The following is a 23,103-nucleotide window of genomic DNA, read 5'->3' as shown; positions in this document are numbered from 1 at the left end:
CGGCCCGCGCTCGCGGGCCGATCGAGAGGAGAGAGAGAGACCATGAAATCGACAGAGCTCCCCCTGCCCGCCTTCTATGACGCCAAGAACGCCGAGCGGTGGGGCTTTCACCCCAATGAAGAGGCGCTGCACGGCGCCGCCGCCGCGTGGCGGAAGGCGCATGGCGTGAAGCCGTCGGCCGCGGACGCGCAGAACGTCCACCTCCTGCTCATCGACGTGCAGAAGGACTTCTGCTTCCCGCAGGGCTCGCTCTACGTCGCCGGCAGGAGCGGCACGGGCGCCGTCGACGACAGCCGCCGCATCGCCGAGTTCATCTACAGGAACCTCGCGTCGATCACGAACATGACGGTCACGATGGACACCCACTTCGCTTACCAGATCTTCTTCCCGGCCTTCTGGGTGGATCGCGAGGACCGCCCGCTGACCGCGCACCGCGAGATCACGACGGCGCAGATCGACGCGGGGGAGGTGCGGCCGAACCCCGCGGTGGCGAAGTGGCTCTGCGGCGGGAGCTACCCGTGGCTCATGAAGCAGGTCCGGTATTACTGCGAGGAGCTCGAAAAGGCCGGGAAATACAAGCTCTACCTGTGGCCGCCGCACTGCATCCTCGGGAGCGACGGCCACGCGCTCGCTGGCGTCGTGCACGAGGCGCGGATGTTCCACGCGTTCGCGCGCGGGGTGCAGTCGTGGGTCGAGGTCAAGGGCGGCAACCCGCTCACCGAGAACTACTCGGTGATGCAGCCCGAGGTGCTGACGCGGCACGACGGCCAGCCGCTCGCGCAGCGGAGCACGGGCTTCCTGAGGACGCTGCTCCACGCCGACGCGGTGATCATCGCCGGCCAGGCCGCGAGCCACTGCGTCCGCAGCTCGATCGAGGACATCTTGACGGAGATCGCGCTCACCGACCGCGCGCTCGCCAAGAAGATCTACGTGATGACCGACTGCATGTCGCCGGTCACCGTGCCCGACGGCAAGGGGGGCTTCGCCGTCGATTTCACCGCCGAGGCGGACAAGGCGCTCGCCCGCTTCGCCGCCGCCGGGATGAACCTCGTGAAGAGCACCGACCCGATTCCGTGCCTGGGCGCATGACCGTGGAGGATCCGATGAGCAAGAACAAGGAGAACAACAACGGGACGAGCCGCGATGGCTCGCTCGACATCGAGCAGCTCTTCGAGGCAGCGCGGGACGACGGCGCGCTCTCGCCCGAGGCGATGCAGGCGCTGCACATCACCGACCTGGGCGCGCAGATCCAGGCCGGCTTCGGCGTGCAGGTGGACGACGTGGCGTCGTCGGAGGTGGTGCTTGTCACGGTGATGCCCGACGACTCGGGATCCATCAAATTCGCCGGCAACGCCCCGTCGGTGAGGGACGGGCACAACCTCGTGGTGGGCGCCCTCTCCGACTCCAGGCAGCGCGACTCGATCCTGGCGCACAACCGTTACCTGAACGGGGCGGTGCTCTATCCGTACTGCCCGATCGCCCAGGCCGTGAAGATGGACACGAAGAACTACGATCCCATGCTCGGCACGCCCCTCTACGATCAGACGGTGGTCTTGCTCGGAACGGTGATCGCGAAGGCGCAGGAGTTCGCGCTGAGCGGCGTCCCGGCGCGCACCGTCACGCTGATCATCTCGGACGGCGCCGACGCGGGCTCGACGTGGGCCAAGGCCAAGGACGTGTGCGCCCTCGTCCGTGACATGCGGCGGGCCGAGGCCCACATCGTAGCGGCGATCGGCATCGACGACGGGAACACCGATTTCCGCGCCGTCTTCCGCGACATGGGGATCGAGGACCGCTGGATCCTGACGCCGAAGAGCGACGCGGCGGACATCCGCAAGGCGTTCGCGCTGTTCTCCCAGTCGGCGGTGCGCGCCAGCCAGGGCGGCGCGTCGTTCTCGAAGACGGTCGCGGGCGGCTTCGGAGGGTGAAGCGCGCGCCTCTGGCTCGCCGCGCGCCTCCCCGCGCGGCGGCGAGCCCTCCACACCTCTCGGCTGCTCCGGCGGAGGACCCGGATCAGGCCGCGGCCTCCCAGGGGACGACGCCATAGCGGCGGCGCAGCTCGTCGAGATCCACCGCCATGTCGGACCAGAAGTCCCAGTCGTCCATCAGGTCGATGCTCATCTTCGTTCCGCGAACGAACGATCGCACGAGCTCGTCGGCGAGCCCGGGCGTGGCGAGCATCCCCTGCTGCGACGGCGCCAGCACGGTGAGCTGGACGCCCTGCTGGAGCTGCACAAGCAGGAACACGAGGATGCCGAACGGGTTCTCGCGGCGATACCCCGCCTGAAAGGCGATCGTCATCGCCTCTCCGCGCAGGTCCGTGCCGTAACCGGCGAGGATGTGGCTCAGGTCGTGCGTGAGCACGCCCTCGGGCACGCCGCGCTTCTCGCCGGGGAACGAGAAGCCGTTCTCTCGATAGAAGGTGAAGAGCGCCTTGCCGAGGGTGCCCTCTCTGTACGCCTCGAGCGAGCGGTAGCGCGCGGCGACTGGCTCGTTCTCCAGGATGCCCGCGAAGCTCGCGACGTTCCTGGCGAGCCCATAAAGGCCGCCCTCATCGAGCATGCGCCGCACGTTCTTGCCGAGCAGCGAGCTCCGGCTGATGTCGATGCGCAGGAGGAGCAGCCGCCGCTCGTAGAGGTGGTGGAGCTGGCGGACCGCCTGCGGCCGCGCCCCGAGCGCCGCGGCGAAGCGCTCGACCTCGAGAAGCTCGCGCTCATCGACGCGCTCGCCGCACAGGGTCATGGCGCAGAGACCGTTGATGAGCTGCTCGCGCAAAGCAGGGTGCTCGACGGCGCGCGCGAGCTCCTCGGGCGTTATCGGGGCGAGCGCGTCGATGTCGACGTCGGTGCGGAGGAGGTGCCGCTGCACCGCGGCGATCGCGTCGCGCCGCGATCCGTCGAGGGGGCCGGCCGAGGTAAGGACGACCTTGATGGCACGCAGACCCGCGTGCGCCTGTTCTTGGCTCGGGATGAGGTAGGTCATGCCAGAGAGGATGATGCCGAGCGCGCGTCCCGTCCTTGACCGGCGACGCCAATGTCTTGACCGAGCGCGCCGCCTGGCCGTGGAGCAGGTTCCGCGGCGGCTCGACGCCGCGGGCGCCCGGCTCCGATCCACCTGCCATGCGCTGCGCGAACAGCGTCCTGGACATAGCTCATCTCGATCTCCCGCTGTGCCCAAGGTTCTCGCTGGCCGGCCACTCGCCACTCAACTATTTGCGGGTGTGTGAGCCCGAGGGCATCTCGCGGAGGTCTCATGCAGCTGAGATTCGTGGAAGCAAACCGGAAACGTCTCGGGAACGTCCAGCTTCCGAGCGCGATCACACAGGGCATCAGGAGGTTCTTCGCCACGTCCAATGCGCTTCGTCCGGATGGAACGTGGCGAAACTGGGGAGCCAACCATCAGTGCAAACCCGAGAGCTTCCATGAGCCCGGGTCGATCGACGAGCTCGTGGCGATCGTCGACAGCGCGAGGGCCAGGTCCAAGAAGATCCGGATCGTCGGCGCGGGACATTCCTGGTCCGACATCGTGTGCACGGACGAATGGATGGTCAGCCTCGCGCGCATCAACGAGCTCATCGAGCTCGATCGGAAGAACAAGACAGTCACCGTCCAGGCAGGGATGCGCGTCGCGGACCTCATCGATCACCTCGACGCCGCCGGCCTCGCGCTCGTCAACCTGGGAGAGGTCGACGCGCAGCACGTCGGAGGTGTCATCGCGACCGCGACCCACGGCTCCGGAAGCACCGGCTCGTTCTCCAGCGCCGTGCTCGCCGCGAAGCTCTTGCTGTCGTCTGGCAAGGTCATCGAGATATCCAGCGCGCGCAACGCACAGTACCTCGATGCGGTCAGGACCAACCTTGGCTGCCTGGGGATCGTCGTCGAGGCGACGCTCGCGGTCCGCGAGTCGTTCAACGTGCTGAAGCACCAGAAGGTCTTCGAGACCGAGGCGGCGATCGCGAACGCCGCTCACTTTCTCTCGCTCTCCGACCCGTACGCGATGAACAAGGTGTTCTTCTTTCCGTACGGCAGGCAGCACATCTACGCCGCGAAGAGGGAGGAGCTGTCAGAGCCGTCCCTCTGGGACAGGCTGCGCAACCCGCTCCTCGCCGTGGGCGACAGGCTCACGTTGAGCGTCTTGATGAACGCCGCGCGGCGGGTCCCGATCGACCTGAAGCCACGCTTTTTGAGGGCGGCGCTGGCCGCGGTGAGCACGAGCTCCTACCAGGTCGGAAAATCGTACGATCTCCTGCTCTTCGCTCACGATCCTCGCTTCAAGGTCGTCGCTGGCCACATCGAGTCCGAGATCGCGATCCCGATCGAGGGCCTGGGACCGGCGGTCACCTCGCTGTTCGAGCTCATGGAGCGGAGGACGTTCAAGATCAACGGGTACATCCTCGCGCGGACGGTCACCAAGGAGACGGCGTGGATGAGCCCCGCCCACGGTCGCGACTCGGTGTTCCTGACCTTCGCGCACTTCCCTTCCGAGGCGGAAGATTGGAAGGCCGTCTTCGCCGAGATCGAGACCTTCATGATCGAGCGCCATCAGGGCCGGCCGCACTGGGGGAAGATCAATTTCACGAATCGAGAGTACGCGGAGAGGGCATATCCTCGGTACGTCGACTTCGCCGATGTCCGGAGGGAGCTCGACCCGATCGGCATGTTCGCGAACGACTTCATCCGGCGGCACTTCGCCGTCGCGAGGGAGGCCGTTCCCATGAGCGCCCGGCCGGCCCCCGCCTGAGTGAGAGCGCCGGAGGCCCGGACAGGCTCGCGCGATGAGCGCCCTCGGATGTGCTCTCTTGAACTCGGCTGTCGCGCCTGGTAGCCGTGCTCGCCGCGCGGCCGTCCGTGCGCCTCGCCCCTCCGCGTGGCGGCGCCGGAGCGGTCGCGGCTCCAAGGTGGTTGATCATGACGGTCGTACGGTGGAAGGCATTGGAGCGGCGCGTGGTCCAGCACTCGCCGTGGCGGAGGATCGAGGACGTCACCTTCGAGCTCCCGGACGGGCAGGTCCGCACGTTCTCGCTCAAGAAAGAGGGGCGAGTCGTCTGCGTCCTCGCCATCTCCCGCGAGAAGAGGGTGATCCTGGCGCGCCAGTACAGGCCGGGGCCCGATCGGATCCTCGACGAGCTCCCAGGCGGCGGCGTCGAGCCTGGCGAGGCCCCGGAGGCGGCGGCGGCGCGCGAGCTCCTCGAGGAGACGGGGTATGTCGCCGGGCGGCTCGTGCCGCTCGGCCGCCCGCTGGAGTGCGCTTACTCGACCATCGAACGACACGCGTTCCTGGCGGTGGACTGCGCGCGCGACAGGGCGCAAGCGCTGGATGAGACGGAGTTCATCGACGTGGTAGAGAAGCCGATCGAGGACTTCGTGGAGCAGCTCAGGGAGGGCGCCTGCACCGACCCGGAGGTCGGGTGGATGGGGCTTTACGAGCTGGGCTGTCTGAGAGCGAGCGCCTGAGCCTCGCCACGCGGCAGCGCGGCGGAGGCGCGCGGACGCCGGCGCCGCGATGCCCGCCGGTCGCTGGGTGCGCTAGGATGGAGCTCATGCGCAGGCACGATCACGTCCTCCTCGCTCCCGGTGCCGGCGCCTCCGGTCGCACGGTCCACGCGCCTCCGGCCGGCAGGGCGCGCCCGCACGTGCCGCACGTGGACGACCGGCTGGCGCCGCCCGAGACGCGGGTGGAGTACCTCCACGGCGTCGAGGTCTACGCCGCCCCGGCCGATCCGCCGCACGCGACGCAGCATTTCGATCTGACCTACGTCCTCGGCGCCCACGTCGCCGAGGGCTACCGGGGCGCCGTGGACATGCTGACCCGGACCGACCTCGGCAGCGACTACGCGGCCGACGCCAGCGTCTTCGCGCAGAAGCCCGACCGCGCGGGCCGGAGGCGGCTGGAGGAGCTGGCGTTCGAGGTCAGCGACAAGCAGGCCCTCGCCGTCCCGACAACCAAGGCGCGCCTGCTGATCGCCCGCGGCGTGCGGCGGGTGTTCTGCATCCTGGTGAAGCAGCGCCGGGTGATGGAGTGGTCGCGCGAGACCGACGGCTGGCGCCCGCTGCCGAAGGATGCGGTCATCGAGGATCCCTGCCTCGTGCGCCCGCTGCCGATCCAGGCGCTCCTCGAGGCCGCGTCCTCGGACGACGCCGTGGCGCGCGCGCTGCTCGACAAGCGCGTGCCCGCGCTCGAGGCAGCGCTCGCGGAGGGCGAGGCGCGCGGCGAGGCGCGCGGTGAAGCGCGCGGTGAAGCGCGCGGCGAGGCGCGCGGTGAAGCGCGCGGCGAGGCACGGGGCGAGGCGCGCGGTGAAGCGCGGGGCGAAGCGCGCGGCGAGATCAGGATGGCGCAGGAGGCCATCCTCACGGTGCTCGAGTCGCGCGGGATCGCCACGCCGGCCGAGGTGGCCCGCGCGATCGCCGGCTGCGAGGATCTGGGCAAGCTACGGCGATGGATCAAGCGCGCGGCCACCGCGACGACCGCCGCCGAGGTCGTCGCCGGCTCCCGGCGCAAGCGCTGAGCGAGGGCCGCCGCGGCGCGGGCGCGCGCTGGACGCCCGCGCGCCCGCGCGCCCCGTCACTCGTGCTCGCCCCCGCCGCGGCGCACGTGCTTCTTCTCGCCCGTGCGCCGCTTCTCGTCGAGCCGCCGCGTCTTCGACGCACGCGTCGGCCGCGTCGGCCTTCGCTGCACCGGCACCTCGAGCGCGCGCAGGATCAGCGCGCGCAGCTTCTCGCGCGCGTCGTCCAGGTTGCGCAGCTGGTCGCGCGTCAGCTGGCTCACGATGAACAGCCGCCCCTCGGCGTCGAGCCGACCGCGCGCCAGCACGCGCAGCCTCGCCTTGGCGTCGTCGGCGAGCTCCGGCCACGCGCCGAAGTCGAAGCGCAGCTCCACCTTGGAGGCGACCTTGTTGACGTTCTGACCGCCGGGCCCCGACGCGCGAACGGCGCTCCAGCTGAGGAGCGCGGCCGGGGCGGTCAGCGCATCGTTGACGACGAGGGGATCGGACACGGCGGCTCTCCTGCCCTGCGGGCGGCGCGAGCGCCGTGCGGAGCGGCTGACGCCTAGCACGCGCGCGCCGCGCCCGCCGCGCCGCGCGCAGGGCGCGGCCTGCCGGCGAGGAGCGCGTGTGCGATAGAGTCGCCATGCAGGGCCCCCCTGATCACGCCGCCGCGCCGCCGGGCGCCCCTCACCGAGGCCACCCGCCGCATGCGCGGCTCCGCCTGCTTCGCTGCCTCGGCGTCGCCTCCGGTCCGGCCGCAGCCCTCGCGATCGCGCTCGTCCCGAGCGGGCTCCACGCCGTCCCTGGTTATGGCGACCGCCCTGCGTACGCGGCCGCGGTCGCGGCGTGGATGGCGCTGTGGTGGCTCTTCGAGGTGCTCCCCGTCGCGCTCACCGCCTGCTTGCCGCTCGTTCTCTTCCCGCTGCTCGGCGTCTTCGGCCGCGGGCTCGCGGGCGACGCGGCCCGCGCCGCCGCGCCGTTCGTCGACGCCTACATCTTCCTCTTCCTCGGCGGCATGGCGATCGGGGCCGCCATGGAGCAGTGGAGCCTTCACCGCCGGGTGGCGCTCCACATCATGCGGGCGGTCGGCACGGACCCGAAGCGCCTCCTGCTCGGCATGCTGATCGCGACGAGCTCCATCTCGCTCTGGATCTCCAACACCGCGACCGCCGTGATGATGGTCCCCATCGGGCTCGCCCTGCTCGCGCAGCTGGAGTCGGCCGCCGGGGGGCGCAGGCTCACGCACTACGGGACGGCCATCATGCTGGCGGTGGCCTACGCCTCCAACGTCGGCGGGATCGGCACGAAGATCGGCACCGGGACGAACTCCATCTTCTGCGGCTTCCTCGCCGACAAGCTCGGCCACGATCTCGGTTTTCTGCAGTACATGGCGATCGCCCTGCCGTTCGTTGTCCTCTTCGTCCCGCTGCTCTGGCTCGCCCTGTGGCGCGTCGGCAAGCGGGACGGGCTCGGCCCCGACCGCGCGCGCGACGCGCTCGACCGCGAGCTCGCGGCCATGGGCCCGATGAGCCGCGGCGAGAAGACGGTCGCCGCCGTCTTCGCGGCGGCGAGCGCGCTATGGATCCTCGGCGATCCGCTGCGCGCCGCGCTCGCGCCGCGCGTCCAGGCCGCGCTCGAGGGCCTGGGCGCCGCGCTCGGCTCGGGCGCCGCGGCCGGCTTCAAGGTGCAGGGCAAGCACTACGAGGCGACCGTGGCCGTCCTGGCGGCGCTCGGCCTGCTCGCCCTGCGCGCCCTCTCGCTCGCCTCCCTGCGCAGGATGCCCTGGGGCACGCTCGCCTTGCTCGGCGGCAGCTTCGCGATGGCGGCCGGAATCGAGGGCGGCGGGCTCTCGGCGTGGATGGCCGCGAAGCTCGCGGTGGTCGCCGAGGCGCCGCTGCTCGCGCAGATCGGGCTCGCCAGCGCCGGCACGATCGCCCTGTCGGCGCTGGCCTCCAACACCGCCACCGTGAACGTGGCGCTCAACGTGCTCCCGCAGGACCTCGGCGTGCTGTTCGCGGCCACGATCGCCGCGTCCTGCGACTTCATGCTGCCGACGGGCACGCCGCCCAACGCCATCGTGTTCGGCAGCGGATACGTGCGGCTCCCGGTGATGATCCGGACAGGCTTCCTGCTCAACGTGGCTGCCGCCGCGATCATCACGGTCTACGTGTACGGCTACGCGCGGCACCTCATCGGCGGCTGAGCGCAGGGGCGGCGTGGTGCGGTTTTGTGTATAAGCGCCGGCGCAGGGGATCACCGGGCGCCTCGCAAGCGGGAAGAACGCCGATGAAGGAAAAGGTCATGAACGCGACAGACGGCCTGTGGAGCGCACCGGCGCCGGCGGCACGGACCGCGGGCACGGGAGGGCCGCGGGGATGAAGATCGCCACGTCGTCGTCGACCGCTGCGGGGGCGAGCGCCGCGTTCGCCGAGGCCATGTCGGCGCTGCGCGCGGGCCTCGGCGCGGAGCCCGATCACGTCTTCCTGAGCTACACGGCCTCCCATGATGTCGACGCGCTCGCGCGCGCCACCGCGGCGCTGCCGCCGCCGGTTCGCGTCCACGGATCGAGCTCGTGCCAGTCGGTCATGACCGCTGCCGGCGTTCATGGCGCCCCCGGCCCCGGCCTCGCCCTGCTCGGGGTCGCCGACGCGCACGGCGCCTATGGCGTCGCGGCCGAGCGGATCGGCGGCGCCCCGCGGGCCGCCGGCGCGCGCGCCGCGGCGCGTGCGATCGAGGACGCCGGGCGCTCCGGCGAGCTCCCGGCCCTGCTCTGGCTCAGCGTGCAGACCGGCGCGGAGGAGGACGTCCTGCTCGGCATCGAGGACGTCGTGGGCCCCAACGTGCCCGTGTTCGGCGGCTCCACCGCGGCGGACTCCATCGTCGGCAGGCAATCGCAGATGGAGCGCGGGCTGGCCCACGAGGGCGCGGTGCTGCTGACCGCCCTCTACCCGTCCGGGGAGATCTCCTACGCGTTCAGCAGCGGCTATGCCCCCACCGAGCACCGCTGTCGCGTGACCCGCGCCGAGGGCAGGCGCCTGCCCGAGATCGACGGGCTCCCGGCCGCCGAGGTCTACAACCGCTGGACCGGCGGCCTGATCTCCGCGCAGCTCGGCGGCGGGACGATCCTGGAGCACACGGCGCTCCACCCCCTCGGGCGGCCCTCGGGCTGGATCGGCAAGGTCCCCCAGTTCTTGCTCATCCACCCGGACACCGTGCAGAAGGACAACTCCATGACGCTCGGCGCCAACATCCACGAGGGCGACGAGCTCGTGCTCATGCAGGGATCGCGCGAGAGCGTGATCGGCCGGGTCCGCTCCGTGGTCGACGCCGCGCTGGGGGCCGCGCCGCCCTCCTTCCGCGCGCAGGGCGCGCTCGTGATCTTCTGCGCGGGGTGCATGCTCGCCGTGCGCGGCGAGCTCGATCGCGTCGTCCAGGGGGTGGCCGCGTCGCTCGGGGAGACGCCGTTCCTCGGCAGGTTCACCTTCGGCGAGCAGGGGTGCTTCACCCGGGGCAAGAACCAGCACGCGAACCTCTCCATCAGCGTCGTCCTGCTCGGAGACTGAGATGTGATGGACGAGGCTGCCCACGAGACGATCGCGGAGCTGCTACGCGCGCTGGAGGAGGAGCGAGCGCTCCGGTTGGAGGCCGAAGGGCTGGCGGAGGTGCTCCTGCGCTTCACGGAGCCGGGCAGCTTCACGGAGACGCTGACGCGCGTCGTCGAGGCGACCGCGCAGCGGCTCGGGGCCGCCGCCGGGCTCGTGATCGCGTTCGATGAGGGGGCGGACGGCCGCGCCCTCGTCGCGACCGATCCGGGCCTCTCGGCGACCGAATGGGAGGCCGGGCCCGCGTTCTCGCGCGCGCTCGAGGGCCGGCCGGTCGCCAGCTTCGACCTCCGCCAGCTCGCCGAGTGGCAGCGCCAGCCGGAGCCCGTGCTCGCGCGCTACGGCTCCGCGCTCCACGCGCCGCTCCACGCCGGCCCCCTGCGGTCGCTGCTCGTGCTTGTCCATCCGGACCGCGCCTTCTTCGACGCGCGCCACGTCAGCCTCGTGCGCCGCCTCCTGCCCGCGGCGTCGCAGGCGCTCGCGCGCGCCCGCGCCGAGGAGGAGCTCGCGCGGGCGCGCGACCTCGCGTACGAGCGGGAGATCACCGAGAAGCTGACGCTCATCGAGCACCAGCGCGCCGCGATCCGGGCGCTATCCATGCCCATCATCGAGGTCTGGAGCCGGATCCTCTGCGTCCCCGTGATCGGCTTCGTCGACGAGGAGCGGTGCGCGCTCCTCATGGAGCGGCTCCTCGCCGCCGTGACGGCCAGGCGGGCGCGCGCGGTGGTCATCGATGTCACCGGGCTCGACCGGATGGAGGCGAGCGCGCTCGCGCTCTTCCTGCGCGTGGCGACGGCGGTGAGGCTGCTCGGCAGCACCTGCGTGCTCGCCGGCATCGGCCCGGACGTCGCCCGGGATCTCGTGCGGGAGGGCGTGGCGCGGGGCGACGTCGTGACGTACCGCCGCCTGCACGACGCGCTGAGGGAGCTGCTCCCGCCGTCGAGGCGGTGATCCGGTCGAGGGCGCGGCTCAGGAGACCTTACGCCGCGCCGAATCCCACCCGCGCCGCACGGCGCTCTTCGCCTCGTCCCAGGTGCGCCCGCTCTTGAGGTCGTTCCACTCCTCCTTGAGCTTGCTCTCGACCCGATCGTCCCAGTCGGTGTGATCGCTGTAATGGCCCGCCGCGCCCCAGCCGTAGCGCAGCCCCGGCTCGACCTGATCCCAGTCGGTGTTCGGCGCGTAGCGCGGCGGGATCGGCTGCTTGCCGAGCGCCTGCTTCACCGTATCGCCGACGTCCTGGTTGAGCTCCTGCCCCTTGGTGCTGGTGAAGTCCGCCTTGGTCTGCTCCCAGTCGCGGCGCAGCGCCTCCTTCACGCGGTCCCAGCCGGACGTCTTGTGATCATCCCACCACCTCGGATTGACTGCATGGTTCATCGGTACCTCCATCGACTCCGTTGAACGAGCGCCGGCGCGAGGGCCGAGCGCTGCCTTGGGCCTGGCGATACACGAACGGTGCCGCCCCGAGAGTTTGCCGGAAACCGATGGGAATCAGGCTGTTCGCAGCGATGTGCGCCGTCCCGTAGTGACGCTCTCCGCCGCCCCCGGCGGAGGCTCGCCTGCGTCAGGCCGTCACACGTGAGACAAGGTGCCTCGGAGGGTCAACCGGGCGCGCGCACTGGAAAGCGCTCGGCCATCCACGCCTGCCACGCGGGCTCGTCGCGCGCCGCCGCGGCGGGCGCCCGGTCGCCGTACAGATACAGCCGGATCGGCAGGAAGATCTGCCCGGCCATGGGAAGGGCGAACAGGTGGGCGATGCCCGGCGCCGGCTCCTCGAGCCGGAGGAGCAGCTCCGGGTGCTCGCTCGGGCCGACGCGCTCGACAACGCCGGCGAACGGCGGCGCGCCGGCGGCGGAGCTCACCCGCTGTCCCTCCGCGGCGCCAGCGAGCCCGAGCGGGCCAAGCAACGCGCCCCATGTCGCGGCTCTGGGCTCGGATCCGGCGCCCATCAGCTGGAACGCCGCGCAGGGCTGGCCACGGAAGTGGGCCAGATAGAGCCGCAGGATGCGGAAGAAGGCCGCCCAGCCGTGCATGTGGCCCTCGAACTGGTTGTCCCAGTCGTCGGTGCTCGCGAACCAGCTGTGCACCACGCGCACGGCGCACGTCCCGCCGGACCGCGCCTCGACGATCCACTCCGTGGCGACCTTGGGGCCGCCGGGTCCCATGTCCTCCGGGGCCTCGGCGGAGAACCGGCGAGGCGGCTCCCAGGCCGTGATGGTCGCGACCGAATCCATGCTCGTGCCCGGGCCGAAGTGAGAGACGGTCGTGCCGCCCTCGCGCTCCTCGACCTCGCTCGGCACGAACCACGACGAGATCCCGGGCCCGGTCGCGATGGCGCGCCACACCTCCTCGGGGCTGCCGGGGACCTCGACCTCGGCCTCGACGCTGCGACGGCCGGACGCGTCTTTTCTCACGGGCATGATGACTCCTTTCCTGGTGATTCGTTCGGTGTGGGTGTGGGGTGAGCCACGATCACCAGGCGGTGCGATCGCCCGCCTGGCGCCGCGTCGTCGTGGTAGCGCGCGACGAGCGCCGTCACCGCGCGGGTGAGCTCGCCGGTGAAGGCGGCGCGCTCCGCCGGAGATCGGAAGCGGACCTCGGCGTCGATCGACAGCGACGCGAGGCGCTTGTCGGCCTCCCGCGAGCGCCGCAGGAGATCGTTGACCTCGCGCACGACGCGCGCGCCCAGGGCGATGAGGTAGGTCGCGGAGAGGCGGTCCGAGGCGCGCTCCGGATCCGCGGCGACAGGCCCGAGCGCGCCGGGCGACACGACGTAGGAAGCCGCGCTCGCGACCAGCAGGCGCTCCGTCAGCCCCCCCCATTTGCGCGTCCCGGCCATGCGCACGAGCCCGTGCGCCTCGAGGGCGCGCAGGTGGTAGTTGATCTTCTGGCGCGCGATCCCGAGGCGCGTGGCCAGCGTGGCGGCGGAGGCGGGCGCCGAGAGCTCCGAGAGCAGCCGGCTCCTGACAGGCTCGAGCGCTGCCGCTGCCGCTGCCGGATCCTCGATGACGTCGACGTCGAGCACACCGCCGTGGGTATCATTGACAATTTTTTTTGTCAATGACCGCAGGCCGTACTTTCCCCGCCACGGCGAGGGGCGCGATCCCCTCGCCGCCGGGCCTCGAGCCCCGCCTACGTCACCGACCGGCGGGCGCGTCCGGGGAGAGGGCGCTCAGGTCGACGCCGCTCGCCTCGATGGCCCGGTAGCTCGCCGCGAGGCGCTGGGCCCAGGCCTCCACGCCCTCGTCGCTCAGCAGGCCGTCCTGGCGGATCTCGAGGAGCACGCAGGGCAGGCCGCGGGCCTCGCCGTGCGTGGGGATCCCGTAGTCGCCGCCCTCGGTCACGCGGTAGGGCTCGTTGTCGCCGACGCAGAGCCCAGGCTCGCGCCGCAGCGCCTCGAGGAACGGCGCGGCGAGCCTGCGCTCGCGCCCGTAGAGGACGGCCGCGTGCCACGGCCGGTCCTCGCCGGGCATCGCGGGCGTGAAGCTGTGCACGCTGAGGATCGCCGTGCGCTCCCGGCGGTCCCGCCGCGCGTCGAGGAGCGCGGTGATCGCGCGGTGGTAGGGCCAGAAGCACGCGTCAGCCCGCGCGCGGGCCTCCGCGGCGTCGATGGCGTTGCCGGGGATGGGCACGCCGCAGCTGATCTCGGGGATGGACGTCGGCGCGCCCAGCGGCCGGTTGCAGTCGATGACGAGCCGCGAGTAGCCGGAGAGCACGAGCGGCGCGTCGAGGAGCGCGGACAGGCGGCGCGAGAGGCGCGCCGCGCCGATGTCCCAGCCGGTGTGCTCGCGGAGCGCCTCGTGCTGCCTGCCCAGCTCGGGGAGGCTCCTCGGAACCGCGTTGGACGCGTGGTCGCAGAGCAGGACCGCGCTGGAGCGGCCCTCGGGGTTCACCACCTCGAACGCGGGCGGCTCATCGGGCGCGAGGATGCGCAAGGCTGGCGAAGCGGACGAAGAAGAGCTCATGACGTCTCGCCCAAGACATAGCAGACACCGGCGCGCCCGCGCCGCGCGCGCTCTCGCGAGGGCGCGCGGCGGCACGCGCGGCGCGCGGGCTCAGTGCGGCGACGTCATGCACGCGCGCAGCGCGAGCTTGGCCCGGTGCAGGAGCACCGCGACGTGGCCGGCCGAGATGCCCAGCGCGCGCGCCACGTCCTCTCCGGGTTGCTCCTCGAGCATGCGCAGCGTCACGACGGCCTTCTGGATCTCGCAGAGCTCCTCGACGCACGCGCGCAGGCGGACGTGCTCCTCGGCGCGCGCGATCGCCTCGTCGGTCGCCGGGACGTCCCCGGCGGCCTCCGGGTGCGCGTCCACGTCGTCGTGCGGCCGGGCGCGGAAGTGACGGCGGCGCCGGTTGCGCGCGGCGTTCCGCACCGTCCCGGCGAGCACGCCCCCCCACGCGCCGACGTCCTCCGGGAGGGCGCCCCGCTGCGCGAGCGTGAGCAGCGTGCAGAGGCCCTCCTGCACGCAGTCGACCGCGTCTTCTGGTGTCACCCCCTCCGCGCGCGCCAGCGCCGCGAGCGCCGAACGCTCGGAGCGCACAAGGTGCGACACATGGTTGAGGAGATCGTCCGCGTCCTTGATGGCGCCCATGGTCCAGGAGGTCAGGTGTCGAGCCGCCCCCACATTACAACGGGTAAGCGCTGTAATGGATGCCGCCCTCGAGACCTGCCAGGGCATGGAGGTTCACGCCATGTCCACGAATCCTGTCCGCGAGATCGATGAGGCGAGCTTCGACGCCGAGGTGCTGGAGGCCGGGGTGCCCGTCCTCGTCGAGCTGACCGCGCAGTGGTGCCCGCCGTGCCGCGCGCTCGCGCCCATCCTGCACAAGCTGGCGGAGGAAGGCGCGGGGCGCCTGAAGGTGGTGGCGGTCGACGGCGATCGGTGCCCGGGGATCGCCCGCCGCCTCGGCATCCGCGCTTTTCCGACCGTCGTCGCGTTCGCCGGGGGCAAGGAGGTGGCTCGTCACGTGGGGCTGACCACGAAGGACAAGCTCCTCCGGCTGATCGAAGGGGGCGGGCTCCCCGGCGGCGCGGGGAGGGACCGAGCACCCTCACCGCCGTGAGGGCGGCTCGATAGCGCTCCTCCGCGGGCGGGCGGCCGCGATCGGCCCGTGAAGGGGCTCTGGCGCGCCCGGCGCGATCCGGCGCCCGGCGCGATCCGCCTGTGGCCTACCGCCGTGGCCTTTCGGGCTGCCGGTGCGGACCGCGCTGCCTCTCGGCGGCGGGGAAGCTGACCTTGCGGGTCGTCGACTCGTCGCCGGAGACCTCGAACGGCCCCACCGCCTGCGGATCGCTGACCGGCCTGCCGTTGTCGTCGACGAGCGAGAGCGTCCCGACATAGTCGTCGGCGACGAGCTGCACGCTCGCGTCGAACCGCTCGCAGGGGACCACCTGCCGCGTGACCTCGTTGCTCTTCGTGTTGATGAGGACCAGCTCGACCGCGGTCGCGCCGCGCGCCTTGCACTGAGCGGCGTCGGTCTTGTCCTCGATGGACCACTGGACGGTCACGAACCCCATGTCTTCAGGCTGTGCGCCTCCAGGCCGCGTCTCGCCGGTCGTTTCTCCCGTGCACGCGACCATCATCGCTGCACATAACCCTGCTGAAGCGTAGACACTTCGCATACCTACCTCGCTGTGCTCGCTGCGGACTCCAGCGCCGCGCCCCGCATCCAGCAACGCGGATGCCATGCGGCCTCGCGGCGAGCCTGCGAGCCCGGCGCTCTCAGGGAGGGCTTGAAATGGCCGAGCTGGTTCGCCATGTTCGCCGTCCGATCGAACGCGAGCGGCGCCTCGCAGCAGCGGCGCCGGGCGACGGGCGGCGTCGAGCGACGCCGCCGAGGAAGCACGACCCCGATGCGCACGCCCGAAGATGCTCGCGACAGCCGAAAGGAGGCCGCGTGGGGCGTCGCCTACGGGATCGCGGCCTACAGCTCCTGGGGCGTCGTCCCCGTCTTCTGGAAGCAGCTCCGGCACGTCGGCGCGGTCGAGCTCCTGGCCCACCGCACCGTGTGGAGCCTGCTCTCGTTCGTGGCGCTCACGCTGGCCACAGGGCAGGGCCGCGCGCTCGGCGCTGCCCTGCGCGACCGGCGCGTCGTCGCGGCGATGGCGGTGACCGGCGCGCTCGTGTCGGCGAACTGGGTCCTCTTCATCTACGCCGTCGCGGTGGGGCGCTTGCTCGACGCCAGCCTCGGCTACTTCATCAACCCGCTGCTCAGCGTGCTCCTCGGCATGCTCTTCCTGCGAGAGCGGCTGCGGCCCGCCCAGTGGCTCGCGCTCGGCCTCGCCGCCTCGGGCGTCGTGTACCTGGCGGTGCGCGCCGGCTCGATCCCCTGGATCGCCCTGGGCCTGGCGAGCACGTTCGGGGTGTACGGCCTGCTGCGGAAGGTCGCCGCCGTCGGCTCGCTCCCCGGCTCCACCCTGGAGACATCGTTCATCGCCCCGCTCGGCGCGGCCTACCTGGCCGCCCTCCACGCCGAGGGCGCCGGCGCCGCGGGCCGCGCCGATCTGCGGACCCACCTGCTGCTCGCCGCGACGGGCATCATCACGGCCCTGCCGCTCGTCTGGTTCACGAACGCGGCGCGCCGCCTGTCGCTGACCACCGTCGGCTTCCTCCAGTACCTCGCGCCGAGCGGCCAGTTCTTGCTGGCCGTGCTCGTCTACGACGAGCCGTTCAGCACGGCCCAGGCCGTGAGCTTCGCCTGCATCTGGACGGGGCTCGCGGTGTTCAGCGCCGACGCCGTGCTTCGCGCGCGCCGTTCGGGAAGGACGAGCGCGTCCTGAGCGCGCCGGCGGCGAGGCAGGAGGAAATTGAACCGCCGAATGGCGCGGCCGCTGCCGCCGGTGTTCCGCGAGCGCTACGGCGCGCTGACCCCCGGCGACCGCGGGGGCATCGTCGTACCCGGCACGCGACTCCACGCCCCGCTCGATCCGGCGTGAGCGGCCGCGCCCGCGAGCACCGGGGCGCTCACCGCGGCTCGTCCGGAGGTCCCACGTGAGCTCCCGCTCGCCGAGGAGCTCGAAGCATCACCGCCGCGTGCGCGCGCTGCATGCCCATGGCGCGTGCGCTCCGCGAGGCAGCTCACAGCCGCGTGCGCACGCCGCACCCACACGGCGCCGGCACGCTCCTCGCAGCGCACCCACTTCCCATGGCTCCCTTGCCTCCGGCCCGAGCGGCAGCGGAATGCGCCGGCAGCGATCCCAGTCCCGCGCCCGGCGGCGAGGCGCGCGCCCCGGCCGCTCCGCCCGCCGCCCCGGACGCGCCCGCCGCCCGCCGCGCGCGGCGAAAGGCGCTGCTCCACGCGGCGCTCGGCGGCCTCGGCCTGGCCGCCCTGGCCGCGCTCATCCACCACGTCGGCGCGGCCGAGATGCTCGCCGCGGTGACCCGCGCCGCGCCGTTCGTGCCTTTCCTGATCGCGCTGGAGGCGGCGCGCGTCGGCTGCGAGGCGCTCGCGACCGGCGTGCTCTGCGCGCCGCGGCGCGTCCCGGCCGCGGAGCTCCTTCGCATCCACGCCGTCGCCTACCCCGTCATCACGCTGATGCCGGCCGGCCGCCCCGCGGGCGAGGCGGTCAAGGCCGCGCTGCTCTCCCCCCACGTCGGCGCCGCGCGCGCGGCCGCGATCGCCACGGCGAACCAGTCGCTCGCGCTCCTGTCCTCGGCCCCGCTCTCGCTCCTCGCGGCCATCGCCCTCTTCCACATCGGCGGCGCCTCCCCGCTCGCCCTCGGCGTGCTCGCGCACGCGGCCCTCCTGGTCGCGAGCGGCCTCGGCGTCGCCTTCGCCGCGCGGCAGCGCGCCGCCTCGGCGTGGATCACCCGGCGGTTCGCCCGCGCCGGCCAGCTCGCCGCCGCCTTCCAGGAGGCCGTCCACGAGCGCCCGCCCGTCCCGGCCGGGCCGTTCGCCGCCTGCCTCGCGGGCCGGGCGCTCCAGGCGGTGCAGTACGGCGTGCTGCTCGCCGTCGTCGGCGCCGAGAGCGGCCCTCTCCGCGCGCTCGCCGCGTACGGCGTGGGCGCCGCGGGCACCGCCGCCGGCGACCTCATCCCGGGCCAGATCGGCGCCACCGACGGGGCCTTCACGCTCGCCGCCTCGCTGCTCGGCCTCACCGCGAGCTCCGCCGTCGCGATCTCGCTGCTCGTCCACCTCCTCCAGGCGGCCTTCGCGCTCGCGGGGATCGCCGTCGCGCTCGTGTGGCGCCGCAGCCCCCCGGCGCCCTGAGCCGCTCGCGGTGGCCGATAGTACAAATTTCCAATATACAAGAATTTGCTCTCGCGACCTCGCCGCTTTCACGGACGCTCGGCCGAGCGCGCGCTCGATGGTCGGTGGGCGCCGATGGGCGCGGAGGCGCGGCGGTCGCCCGACCGCGCAGCGACCGCGACAGCGGCAGATCGCTGGCCTCCCTCCGGCCCTTCGGCCTAGGGTGTGCGCGCATGATGGCGGAGAAGACCGGTGGCCCTGGACGGGACGTGCTCACCCAGCGCGAGGCCGAGGAGCGCGCCGCGCGCATCGGCAGCGCGCGCTACGAGCTCTCGCTCGACCTCTCGCGCGGCGAGAGCGGCTACCGAGGCGAGGCGGTCGCGTACTTCGACGTCCGCGGCCACGGCGACACGTTCATCGACTTCCGCGGCGGGCGCATCGAGCGGCTCGAGATCAACGGCGTCGAGATCGAGCCCGCGTGGTCCGACTGCCGCATCCTCCTCCCGGGGAGGCTGCTCGCCCCGGAGACGCGCGTGCGCGTCGTCTACGAGAACGACTACGATCACACAGGCGACGGCTTCCATCACTTCCGCGACCCGGAGGACGGCGAGGACTACGTCTACTCGGACCTCGAGCCGTTCAGCGCCCACCGCGTGTTCCCCTGCTTCGATCAGCCGGACATCAAGGCGAGCTACCGGCTCTCCGTCACCGCGCCCGAGGACTGGGAGGTCATCGGCAACGCCCGCGTCGCGCGCACGTTCGGCTCCGGCCTCGGGCGCACGACGCGGGTGTTCGAGGAGACGACCCGGTTCAGCACCTACATCTTCGCGCTGATCGCCGGCCCGTACAGCGGCGTCCGCGACGAGCACCGCGGCATCCCCCTCGGGCTCTACTGCCGCAGGTCGCTCGCGAGGCACCTCGACGCCGAGGAGCTCTTCACGATCACGAAGCAGGGCTTCGACTTCTACCCGGAGTTCTTCGACTACCCCTACCCCTTCAGCAAGTACGACCAGGTCTTCGTCCCGGAGTTCAACGCCGGCGCCATGGAGAACGTCGGCGCCGTGACCCACAGCGAGCGCATGATCTTCCGGGACCCGCCGACGGACCACCAGCGCCTCACGCGCGCGGAGGTGCTCCTCCACGAGATGGCCCACATGTGGTTCGGCAACCTCGTGACCATGCGGTGGTGGAACGATCTCTGGCTGAACGAGAGCTTCGCCACGTACATGGCCTTCCTCGCGATGGAGCAGGCGACCCGGTTCCAGCCGGCCGTGTGGAAGGCGTTCAACGTCATGAAGAGCTGGGCCTACCGGCAGGACCAGCTCGTGACGACGCACCCCATCGCCGGGGAGCTCGCCGACACGGAGCACACGTTCCTCAACTTCGACGGCATCACGTACGGCAAGGGCGCCGCCGCGATGAAGCAGCTCGTCGCGGCGATCGGCCTCCCGGCCTTCCGCGAGGGGATGCGCCGGTACTTCAAGCGCTACCAGTACGGCAACGCGACGCTGCGCGAGTTCCTGTCCGCGCTGGAGGAGGGCTCCGGCCGCGACCTCGGCGCGTGGTCGCGCCTCTGGCTCGAGCAGGCGTCCCTCAACACGCTGACGGCCGAGTGGGAGCCCGACGGCGACCGCATCGGCCGGCTCCGCGTGCTGCAGACGGCGCCCGCCGACTACCCGACCCTCCGGCCGCACCGCATCGACGTCGCGCTCGCGCGCGAGGAGGGCGGCGCGCTCGTCGTCGACTCGGTGCCCGCGGAGATCGACGGCGCGGCGACCGAGGTCGCCGCCGCGCGGGGGCAGCGGGCGCCGCTCCTCGTGTTCCCCAACCACAACGACCTCACGTTCGCGAAGATCGCGCTCGACCCGGCCTCGCTCGCGTTCGTGCGCGAGCACATGGGCCGCGTGGAGGATCCGCTCCTGCGCCAGCTGCTCTGGTCGTCGCTCTGGAGCATGGTGCGCGACCAGAAGCTCGCCTCCCCCGCGTACCTCGCGCTGGTGAGGGACAAGCTGCCCGCCGAGCCGGACCTCTCGCTCGTCGACCCGGTGCTCACGAACGCGGCGACGGCGCTCGCGCGCTACGTGCCGGATCCCCTGCGCGAGGCCGAGGCGAGCGCGTTCACCGGCCTCGCCCTCGCGGCCCTGCGGTCGGCCCCCCGCGGCGACGCGCAGATCGTGTGGGCGCGGGCGCTCTTCAACGCGGCGTACTCCGCGCCGGATCTCGCGCTGGCCGCGCGCCTCGCGGACGGCGAGATCGAGGTGGACGGCCTCGAGATCGACCAGGAGATGCGCTGGACGGTCGCCGTGAAGTGGATCGCGCGCGGCATGGAGGGCGCGGAGGAGCGGCTCGCGGCCGAGCGCGAGCGCGACCCGTCGGACCGCGGCCAGCGCGCCGCGCTGCGCGCCGAGACGGCGCGCCCGGATCCGGCGGCGAAGGCCGCGGCGTGGGCGCGCTTCCACGAGGACGGGTACGGCTCGCTGCACCTCACCAGCGCGGCGATGTCGGGCTTCAACTGGTCGTTCCAGCGCGCGCTGCTCGAGCCGTACGCGCAGGCGTTCTTCGAGCAGGTGCAGCAGGTCTTCGAGACGCGGACGCACGAGCTCGCGTCCGCGTATTTCACGCATCTGTTCCCCTCGTACCGCGTCGAGCGGGACCTCGTCGCCCGCGCGGAGGCGCGGACCGCGGCGCTCGGGCGGGCCCCGGACGGCGCGCCGGCGGCGCCGCGGCTGCCGATGCTCGTCCGGATGCTCCGCGAGGCGAGCGACGACCTCGCGCGGGCGCTCGCCTGCCGGGAGCTCGCGGCGGCGAGCGCCGAGGGGCACCGCCCGGGGGGCGGGGGCGCCCCCGGCTGAGCGAGGAACCGGGGAGAGCGGCGCTCGAGGCGACGATGATCGTGCAGCTCGGGAAGACGTCCGTCACGTGGACGCGCGCGGACCTCGAGGCGAAGCTCGCCGGCCACGCGCGCGTCCTCATCGACGTCGGCACGGGGGACGGCCGCTTCGTGTACCGCTCGGCCGGCGCCAACGCCGATACGTACTGCATCGGCGTCGACCCCGCGGGGGAGCGGATGCGCGAGGTGTCATGGCGCGCCAGCCGCAAGGTCGCCCGGGGCGGGCGGCCGAACGCGCTCTTCGTCGTCGCGTCCGTGCAGGCGCTGCCCGAGGAGCTCACCGGGCTCGCCCACACCCTCACCCTCAATTTCCCCTGGGCCTCGCTGCTCTCGGCCCTCGTGCTGCCCGAGGCGCCGGTGCTCGAGGCGCTGCGCCGGCTCGTCCGGCCGGGCGGGGAGCTCATCGCGCTGCTCAACCAGAGCGTCTTCGACGACCGGCCCTACGCGGCGCGGCTCGGGCTCCCCGAGCTCTCGGACGCGTGGGTCGATGACACGCTGCGCCCCGCCTACCGCGCGGCGGGCTTCGAGATCCGGGCGAGCGAGCTCGTCGAGGGGGACATGCCGCACCAGACGAGCTGGGGACAGCACCTGACGCTCGCGTCGGGCCGGAGGACGCGCCTGCTCACGGCCGAGGCGACAGGCGCGATCGGCGGCGGAGCGCCGGGGTGAAGGCGCCGCGAGGCGCTCAGGCGAGCGCCCGGCGAGCTATCGCGTGCTCTCGTGCTGCACCGCCTCCCGCTCGGTCACCCGGCGGATGGTCTGGGCGGTGTGCCTGTCGTCCTCGCTCTGCGCGATATCCGACAGGCTGATGATGCCGACCAGGCGGCCGTCCGCCTCGGTGCACAGGACGCGCGACTTGTGGTGCTGCCCCATCAGCTGCTCCGCGCGCTGCACGTCGTCGTCGGGCCGGCACGCGACCACCCCGCGCGTCATGACGTCGCCCGCCTTCGTGCTCAGCGGCCGGCTGTGGGCCAGCACCCGGATGGCGAGGTCGCGGTCCGTCAGCGCCCCGAGCACCCTCCCGGCGCTGTCGCAGACAGGAAGGAAGCCGATGTTCGCGTCGCGCATCTTGCACGCGGCCGTCTGGATGGTGTCGTCGGCCAGGACGCTCTGGATGTCTTGCTTCATGATCTCCTTGCACAGCATGGTTCCCTCCTTCGGTTCCGTTTGCAGCGCTCGGCAGCGTCACCGCGCACAAAAGGACCTTAGGGGACGATCGCCGGCGAGGGATGGAGCATCATGATGAATGCGGCGTCGGGGACCGCTTGATGGCGCCTCCGGCGGGCGAGCGCGCCGGGCGGCGCGCCCTGGCGGGGCGCCGCGGCGAAAGCCAACCTGGGGTGCGAGACACCATGTCAGAGCGGATCACAGGGGCGGTCATCCGCAGGGCGCGGCCGGCCGACGCGGCCGTCATCGCGCACATCGAGGTCGACTCCTGGCAGGCGGCCTACCTGGGCCTGGTGCCGGCGGCCGATCTCAACGCCCTCTCCGTGCCGGCGCGCGAGGTGAGCTGGCAGCGCGTCCTGAGCCGCGACGCCGCGACCGGGACGCGGACCTGGGTGCTCTGCGCCGAGGACGCCGGGCTCGGCTTCGCGAGCGCCGGGCCGACGCGCGACGACGACCCGGGTGACGTCGGCGAGCTCTACACGATCTACCTCCTGCCCGCCGCGTGGGGGCGCGGGCTCGGCGCCGCGCTGCTCGACACGGCGCAGGACGACCTGGCCCGGCGCCGCCACAGGACCATGACGATCTGGGTCCTCGAGGGGAACACCCGCGCGCGCCGCTTCTACGAGCTCTCCGGCTTCACCCACGACGGCGCGCGGCGGTGGGCGCGGGTCGGCGCCGGCAGCCTCCCGGAGATCCGCTACCGGCGAGCGCTGTAGCGCCCCGGATCCCACGCCGAGGGCGGCGCCGGCCCGTGCGCCAGCGACGGCATCGAG

The 23,103-nt window shown here is 72.5% G+C and carries 24 protein-coding genes; 15 read left to right on the top strand and 9 right to left on the bottom strand.

Going from position 1 to position 23,103, the window contains the following annotated elements; all coding sequences use genetic code 11:
* Nucleotides 1-42 precede the first annotated feature (42 nt).
* Entirely contained in the window at nucleotides 43-1,089 is a 1,047-nt protein-coding gene (locus WMF46_RS12690; RefSeq protein WP_437985856.1) for a nicotinamidase, read from the top strand.
* A gap of 14 nt (nucleotides 1,090-1,103) precedes the next feature.
* Entirely contained in the window at nucleotides 1,104-1,928 is an 825-nt protein-coding gene (locus WMF46_RS12685) for a hypothetical protein (protein ID WP_437985855.1), read from the top strand.
* Nucleotides 1,929-2,013: 85 nt separating this feature from the next.
* On the opposite strand, the gene WMF46_RS12680 is transcribed toward WMF46_RS12685, so the two are convergent.
* Nucleotides 2,014-2,982, bottom strand: coding sequence for a hypothetical protein (locus tag WMF46_RS12680; RefSeq protein ID WP_437985854.1), 969 nt, complete (start codon nucleotides 2,980-2,982; stop codon nucleotides 2,014-2,016).
* A gap of 270 nt (nucleotides 2,983-3,252) precedes the next feature.
* On the opposite strand from WMF46_RS12680, the gene WMF46_RS12675 reads away from it, so the two are divergent.
* The 3 genes from WMF46_RS12675 (at nucleotide 3,253) to WMF46_RS12665 (ending at nucleotide 6,505) form a co-directional block, all read left to right on the top strand.
* Nucleotides 3,253-4,740, top strand: a complete 1,488-nt coding sequence (locus WMF46_RS12675) for a D-arabinono-1,4-lactone oxidase (RefSeq protein WP_437985853.1) — start codon at nucleotides 3,253-3,255, stop codon at nucleotides 4,738-4,740.
* Between the two features lie 167 nt (nucleotides 4,741-4,907).
* Nucleotides 4,908-5,453 (top strand): NUDIX hydrolase, encoded by a 546-nt coding sequence (locus tag WMF46_RS12670; protein ID WP_437717309.1) that lies wholly within the window; start codon nucleotides 4,908-4,910, stop codon nucleotides 5,451-5,453.
* Nucleotides 5,454-5,539: 86 nt separating this feature from the next.
* Entirely contained in the window at nucleotides 5,540-6,505 is a 966-nt protein-coding gene (locus WMF46_RS12665; protein WP_437985852.1) for a Uma2 family endonuclease, read from the top strand.
* A 56-nt stretch (nucleotides 6,506-6,561) separates the two neighbouring features.
* Here WMF46_RS12665 and arfB read toward each other — a convergent pair whose 3' ends face one another.
* Nucleotides 6,562-6,993: an alternative ribosome rescue aminoacyl-tRNA hydrolase ArfB gene (gene arfB / locus WMF46_RS12660; RefSeq protein ID WP_437985851.1), complete on the bottom strand. Its 432-nt coding sequence runs from the start codon at nucleotides 6,991-6,993 to the stop codon at nucleotides 6,562-6,564.
* Between the two features lie 134 nt (nucleotides 6,994-7,127).
* On the opposite strand from arfB, the gene WMF46_RS12655 reads away from it, so the two are divergent.
* From WMF46_RS12655 to WMF46_RS12645, 3 genes are all read left to right on the top strand, one after another.
* The gene (locus WMF46_RS12655; RefSeq protein WP_437985850.1) at nucleotides 7,128-8,687 is read left to right on the top strand and encodes an SLC13 family permease; all 1,560 of its coding nucleotides are present in this window, start codon (nucleotides 7,128-7,130) and stop codon (nucleotides 8,685-8,687) included.
* Between the two features lie 172 nt (nucleotides 8,688-8,859).
* The gene (locus tag WMF46_RS12650; protein WP_437985849.1) at nucleotides 8,860-10,047 is read left to right on the top strand and encodes an FIST signal transduction protein; all 1,188 of its coding nucleotides are present in this window, start codon (nucleotides 8,860-8,862) and stop codon (nucleotides 10,045-10,047) included.
* Nucleotides 10,048-10,053: 6 nt separating this feature from the next.
* A complete protein-coding gene (locus WMF46_RS12645) occupies nucleotides 10,054-11,037 on the top strand; it encodes an STAS domain-containing protein (protein WP_437985848.1) in 984 nt (327 codons plus the stop codon).
* Nucleotides 11,038-11,055: 18 nt separating this feature from the next.
* Here WMF46_RS12645 and WMF46_RS12640 read toward each other — a convergent pair whose 3' ends face one another.
* The 5 genes from WMF46_RS12640 to WMF46_RS12620 all read right to left on the bottom strand — a co-directional run bounded on the left by WMF46_RS12640 (nucleotide 11,056) and on the right by WMF46_RS12620 (nucleotide 14,675).
* Nucleotides 11,056-11,460: a hypothetical protein gene (locus WMF46_RS12640; RefSeq protein ID WP_437552147.1), complete on the bottom strand. Its 405-nt coding sequence runs from the start codon at nucleotides 11,458-11,460 to the stop codon at nucleotides 11,056-11,058.
* 224 nt (nucleotides 11,461-11,684) lie between these two features.
* Nucleotides 11,685-12,503: an SRPBCC family protein gene (locus tag WMF46_RS12635; protein WP_437985847.1), complete on the bottom strand. Its 819-nt coding sequence runs from the start codon at nucleotides 12,501-12,503 to the stop codon at nucleotides 11,685-11,687.
* Nucleotides 12,494-13,108: an ArsR/SmtB family transcription factor gene (locus WMF46_RS12630; RefSeq protein WP_437985846.1), complete on the bottom strand. Its 615-nt coding sequence runs from the start codon at nucleotides 13,106-13,108 to the stop codon at nucleotides 12,494-12,496. Before WMF46_RS12630 ends, WMF46_RS12635 begins: the two co-directional genes overlap by 10 nt.
* 112 nt (nucleotides 13,109-13,220) lie before the next feature.
* The gene (locus WMF46_RS12625; protein ID WP_437985845.1) at nucleotides 13,221-14,048 is read right to left on the bottom strand and encodes an N-formylglutamate amidohydrolase; all 828 of its coding nucleotides are present in this window, start codon (nucleotides 14,046-14,048) and stop codon (nucleotides 13,221-13,223) included.
* Nucleotides 14,049-14,138: 90 nt separating this feature from the next.
* Entirely contained in the window at nucleotides 14,139-14,675 is a 537-nt protein-coding gene (locus WMF46_RS12620) for an RNA polymerase sigma factor (RefSeq protein WP_044964694.1), read from the bottom strand.
* A 100-nt stretch (nucleotides 14,676-14,775) separates the two neighbouring features.
* Here WMF46_RS12620 and WMF46_RS12615 point away from each other — a divergent pair, with 100 nt between their 5' ends.
* Nucleotides 14,776-15,147: a thioredoxin family protein gene (locus WMF46_RS12615; RefSeq protein WP_437985844.1), complete on the top strand. Its 372-nt coding sequence runs from the start codon at nucleotides 14,776-14,778 to the stop codon at nucleotides 15,145-15,147.
* A 106-nt stretch (nucleotides 15,148-15,253) separates the two neighbouring features.
* Here WMF46_RS12615 and WMF46_RS12610 read toward each other — a convergent pair whose 3' ends face one another.
* Complete coding sequence (locus WMF46_RS12610; RefSeq protein ID WP_437985843.1) at nucleotides 15,254-15,601, bottom strand: hypothetical protein; 348 nt, start codon at nucleotides 15,599-15,601, stop codon at nucleotides 15,254-15,256.
* Nucleotides 15,602-15,841: 240 nt separating this feature from the next.
* Between WMF46_RS12610 and rarD the strand changes: the two genes are divergently transcribed.
* From rarD to WMF46_RS12585, 5 genes are all read left to right on the top strand, one after another.
* Nucleotides 15,842-16,864 carry an EamA family transporter RarD gene (gene rarD / locus WMF46_RS12605; RefSeq protein ID WP_437985842.1) on the top strand — a complete coding sequence of 341 codons (1,023 nt, stop codon included), beginning with the start codon at nucleotides 15,842-15,844 and terminating at the stop codon, nucleotides 16,862-16,864.
* Nucleotides 16,865-16,891: 27 nt separating this feature from the next.
* Nucleotides 16,892-17,020 carry a hypothetical protein gene (locus tag WMF46_RS12600; RefSeq protein ID WP_437985841.1) on the top strand — a complete coding sequence of 43 codons (129 nt, stop codon included), beginning with the start codon at nucleotides 16,892-16,894 and terminating at the stop codon, nucleotides 17,018-17,020.
* 209 nt (nucleotides 17,021-17,229) lie between these two features.
* A complete protein-coding gene (locus WMF46_RS12595) occupies nucleotides 17,230-18,294 on the top strand; it encodes a lysylphosphatidylglycerol synthase domain-containing protein (protein WP_437985840.1) in 1,065 nt (354 codons plus the stop codon).
* Between the two features lie 212 nt (nucleotides 18,295-18,506).
* Nucleotides 18,507-21,125 (top strand): aminopeptidase N, encoded by a 2,619-nt coding sequence (gene pepN, locus WMF46_RS12590; protein ID WP_437985839.1) that lies wholly within the window; start codon nucleotides 18,507-18,509, stop codon nucleotides 21,123-21,125.
* 35 nt (nucleotides 21,126-21,160) lie between these two features.
* The gene (locus WMF46_RS12585; RefSeq protein ID WP_437985838.1) at nucleotides 21,161-21,832 is read left to right on the top strand and encodes a class I SAM-dependent methyltransferase; all 672 of its coding nucleotides are present in this window, start codon (nucleotides 21,161-21,163) and stop codon (nucleotides 21,830-21,832) included.
* Nucleotides 21,833-21,868: 36 nt separating this feature from the next.
* Here the strand turns inward: WMF46_RS12585 and WMF46_RS12580 are convergent, their stop codons facing one another.
* A complete protein-coding gene (locus WMF46_RS12580; RefSeq protein ID WP_437535180.1) occupies nucleotides 21,869-22,309 on the bottom strand; it encodes a CBS domain-containing protein in 441 nt (146 codons plus the stop codon).
* Nucleotides 22,310-22,515: 206 nt separating this feature from the next.
* Between WMF46_RS12580 and WMF46_RS12575 the strand changes: the two genes are divergently transcribed.
* Entirely contained in the window at nucleotides 22,516-23,046 is a 531-nt protein-coding gene (locus WMF46_RS12575) for an N-acetyltransferase family protein (RefSeq protein ID WP_437985837.1), read from the top strand.
* Nucleotides 23,047-23,103: the final 57 nt, after the last annotated feature.

This window comes from Sorangium sp. So ce117 (assembly GCF_051524395.1).
Lineage (GTDB): Bacteria > Myxococcota_A > Polyangia > Polyangiales > Polyangiaceae > Sorangium > Sorangium cellulosum_B.
This window is presented reverse-complemented; position numbering and strand designations above follow the sequence as displayed.

Coding starts and splice junctions, on each gene's coding strand:
- pepN (WP_437985839.1), top strand. CDS start 18,507: ATGATGGCGGAGAAGACCGGTGGCCCTGGACGGGACGTGCTCACCCAG.
- WMF46_RS12580 (WP_437535180.1), bottom strand. CDS start 22,309: ATGCTGTGCAAGGAGATCATGAAGCAAGACATCCAGAGCGTCCTGGCC.
- WMF46_RS12690 (WP_437985856.1), top strand. CDS start 43: ATGAAATCGACAGAGCTCCCCCTGCCCGCCTTCTATGACGCCAAGAAC.
- WMF46_RS12670 (WP_437717309.1), top strand. CDS start 4,908: ATGACGGTCGTACGGTGGAAGGCATTGGAGCGGCGCGTGGTCCAGCAC.
- WMF46_RS12655 (WP_437985850.1), top strand. CDS start 7,128: ATGCAGGGCCCCCCTGATCACGCCGCCGCGCCGCCGGGCGCCCCTCAC.
- rarD (WP_437985842.1), top strand. CDS start 15,842: ATGTTCGCCGTCCGATCGAACGCGAGCGGCGCCTCGCAGCAGCGGCGC.
- WMF46_RS12675 (WP_437985853.1), top strand. CDS start 3,253: ATGCAGCTGAGATTCGTGGAAGCAAACCGGAAACGTCTCGGGAACGTC.
- WMF46_RS12635 (WP_437985847.1), bottom strand. CDS start 12,503: ATGCCCGTGAGAAAAGACGCGTCCGGCCGTCGCAGCGTCGAGGCCGAG.
- WMF46_RS12585 (WP_437985838.1), top strand. CDS start 21,161: ATGATCGTGCAGCTCGGGAAGACGTCCGTCACGTGGACGCGCGCGGAC.
- WMF46_RS12640 (WP_437552147.1), bottom strand. CDS start 11,460: ATGAACCATGCAGTCAATCCGAGGTGGTGGGATGATCACAAGACGTCC.
- WMF46_RS12595 (WP_437985840.1), top strand. CDS start 17,230: ATGGCTCCCTTGCCTCCGGCCCGAGCGGCAGCGGAATGCGCCGGCAGC.
- WMF46_RS12610 (WP_437985843.1), bottom strand. CDS start 15,601: ATGGGGTTCGTGACCGTCCAGTGGTCCATCGAGGACAAGACCGACGCC.
- WMF46_RS12685 (WP_437985855.1), top strand. CDS start 1,104: ATGAGCAAGAACAAGGAGAACAACAACGGGACGAGCCGCGATGGCTCG.
- WMF46_RS12645 (WP_437985848.1), top strand. CDS start 10,054: ATGGACGAGGCTGCCCACGAGACGATCGCGGAGCTGCTACGCGCGCTG.
- WMF46_RS12665 (WP_437985852.1), top strand. CDS start 5,540: ATGCGCAGGCACGATCACGTCCTCCTCGCTCCCGGTGCCGGCGCCTCC.
- WMF46_RS12680 (WP_437985854.1), bottom strand. CDS start 2,982: ATGACCTACCTCATCCCGAGCCAAGAACAGGCGCACGCGGGTCTGCGT.
- WMF46_RS12650 (WP_437985849.1), top strand. CDS start 8,860: ATGAAGATCGCCACGTCGTCGTCGACCGCTGCGGGGGCGAGCGCCGCG.
- WMF46_RS12625 (WP_437985845.1), bottom strand. CDS start 14,048: ATGAGCTCTTCTTCGTCCGCTTCGCCAGCCTTGCGCATCCTCGCGCCC.
- WMF46_RS12575 (WP_437985837.1), top strand. CDS start 22,516: ATGTCAGAGCGGATCACAGGGGCGGTCATCCGCAGGGCGCGGCCGGCC.
- WMF46_RS12615 (WP_437985844.1), top strand. CDS start 14,776: ATGTCCACGAATCCTGTCCGCGAGATCGATGAGGCGAGCTTCGACGCC.
- WMF46_RS12620 (WP_044964694.1), bottom strand. CDS start 14,675: ATGGGCGCCATCAAGGACGCGGACGATCTCCTCAACCATGTGTCGCAC.